Annotated in this window: 2 protein-coding genes; both read left to right on the top strand. The window is 73.5% G+C overall.

Going from position 1 to position 2,060, the window contains the following annotated elements:
* The first annotated feature begins 258 nt into the window (after nucleotides 1-258).
* Nucleotides 259-1,542: a hypothetical protein gene (locus HMPREF3105_RS04095; RefSeq protein WP_102708367.1), complete on the top strand. Its 1,284-nt coding sequence runs from the start codon at nucleotides 259-261 to the stop codon at nucleotides 1,540-1,542.
* A gap of 108 nt (nucleotides 1,543-1,650) precedes the next feature.
* Nucleotides 1,651-2,052, top strand: a complete 402-nt coding sequence (locus HMPREF3105_RS04090) for a helix-turn-helix domain-containing protein (protein ID WP_036315027.1) — start codon at nucleotides 1,651-1,653, stop codon at nucleotides 2,050-2,052.
* The last annotated feature ends 8 nt before the right edge of the window (nucleotides 2,053-2,060 follow it).

Genomic DNA, 2,060 nt, shown 5'->3' with positions numbered 1-2,060 from the left:
CGGCCTGGCCGTGCCCGACGCGGACGCGAACGCGTTGGACGTGCTCGGCGGCGAGCGCGACGGCGCGGCCACCGCGATCCTCCTCCGGCTCGACGGCGACCGGGCCGCGATCCGGGAGGCCACCGTCGCCGCGGCGCTGCAGGCCCTGACGCACCTGCTCGCCGGCCCCGGCCACTGAGGCTGCATGGGGGCGCCGACCGACCCGCCTCGGCGCCCCGTCCCTGGTGCCGGCCCGCCCCGCCGCGTAGGTTCGGCGCGATGGAGACCGCATCGCCTCCCACCCCGCCCGAGCATGCACCGCAGGACGGCGACGACGCCCCGGGCCCCCGCGTCATCGGCCTCGTGGCCGACCCGGGCACCCCGTGGGCTCTCGTGCGCCGCATCGCCGGGGACGTCGAGGACCGGCTCGACGAACGCCTGCCGCAGCCCGGCGGCTGGCGGGTCGAGACGCGGCAGGAGTCGCTGCCGGTCGGTGCGACCGGGGGCATGGTCCTGGAGGAGCCGGTCCGCTCCCTCGCAGACGGGCAGGGATGGGACACGGTGGTCGCCGTCGTCGACCTGCCCCGGTTCGACGACCGGCGCGGCGTGGTGGCGGACGTCGTGCCGCAGCTGCGGGTCGGCGTCGTGTGCGTCCCGGCGCTGGGGGTCATCACCCCGGCCCGCCGGCTGCGGGAGACGGTGCTGCGGATCGTCGAGCACATCGACACCGCCCCCCACGTGGACCCGCCGGACGGGGAGCTGGACGTGCAGTCCTCCGACGAGTCCGGCGAGGTGGAGGAGGACGACGGCCCGTCCCCGACGGACGAGCCCCCCGAGCCCGACACGGCCGCACTGCGGGGCATCGCCCCCCTGGTCGACGTCGACGCGGACGTGACCACGACCACCCGGATGGGCGGCGGGTCCCGGCGCACGTCCACGGTGTACGTGAAGGGCTGGACGGGCACGCTGCGTCTGCTGGCCGGGATGGTGATGGCCAACCGGCCGCTGCTCATGCCGCGGGACATGACGTTCACGATCGCCTCGGCCAGCGCGGCCGGTGCCTACGGCGTGTTCTTCGGCTCCATCTGGGTGCTCTCCAGCGTGATGTCCCCGGTGCGGCTCGCGGCGGTCAGCGTGCTGTCCGTGGTGCTGCTGGTGGCGTGGCTGGTCACCACGAACGGCCTGTGGACGCACGGTGCGACCCACCGGCACAGCTCGCGGCTGGACAACCTCTCCACCGTGCTCACCGTCGGTCTGGCCTGCACCGTCGTCTACGTGCTGCTCTTCGTCACGCTGCTGCTGGTCGCGCTCATGATCATCCCCGTGGAGTATCTGGAGGAGGAGCTCGACCAGCCCGGCGGCGTGCGCGACTACGTGCGGCTCGTGTGGCTCGCGGCGTCGATGGGCACGATGGCCGGGGCCGTCGGCTCGAGCCTGGACGACTCCGACCGCATCCGGAACGCCACGTACTCCCTGCGGGAACGACATCGGCGCTCGGAGCGGCACGAGGGCGACGGGGCCGCCGAGGGCCCGACGGCGGAGGAGACCATGTCTCGGGAATGAACGCGACCCCGCCCGACGTTGAATGTAACGAGTCAAGAAGAGTGCCCCGGCGGGATCAGGCCCGCGGCCCGGCGCCCTTCAGGAAAAGTCCAGGAGCAGGCGATAGACATGATGCGACATCCCGTCCATTCCCACGGAATCACGCGCTGGGTCGATGACCAGCCCCGTCCCCGCGCGGCCGCCCCCGACATCAAGGAGCGCAGCATGCCCCTCCTCCGCCACGAGATCGGCGACGTCCTGCGCGACGTCCGGCAGCTCCAGGGCCGCACCCTGCGCGAGGTCTCGCACGACGCCCGTGTCTCGCTCGGCTACCTGTCGGAGGTGGAGCGCGGCCAGAAGGAGGCCTCCTCCGAGCTGCTGGCCTCGATCTGCCAGGCGCTGGACATCCCGCTGTCCTACCTGCTGCGGGAGGTCTCGGACCGGCTCGTGGAGCAGGAGGGCATGGTCGTCCCGGACACCCTGCCGGACGACCTCACGGACCCCAGCCTGGGCTCGCTGGCCGGCCGCTGACCCCGCCA

The sequence above is a fragment of the Micrococcus sp. HMSC31B01 genome (assembly GCF_001816085.1).
GTDB lineage: Bacteria > Actinomycetota > Actinomycetes > Actinomycetales > Micrococcaceae > Micrococcus > Micrococcus luteus.
This window is presented reverse-complemented; position numbering and strand designations above follow the sequence as displayed.

Bases quoted from the DNA above. Each gene is read 5' to 3' on its own strand.
- HMPREF3105_RS04095 (WP_102708367.1), top strand. From the start codon at position 259: ATGGAGACCGCATCGCCTCCCACCCCGCCCGAGCATGCACCGCAGGAC.
- HMPREF3105_RS04090 (WP_036315027.1), top strand. From the start codon at position 1,651: ATGATGCGACATCCCGTCCATTCCCACGGAATCACGCGCTGGGTCGAT.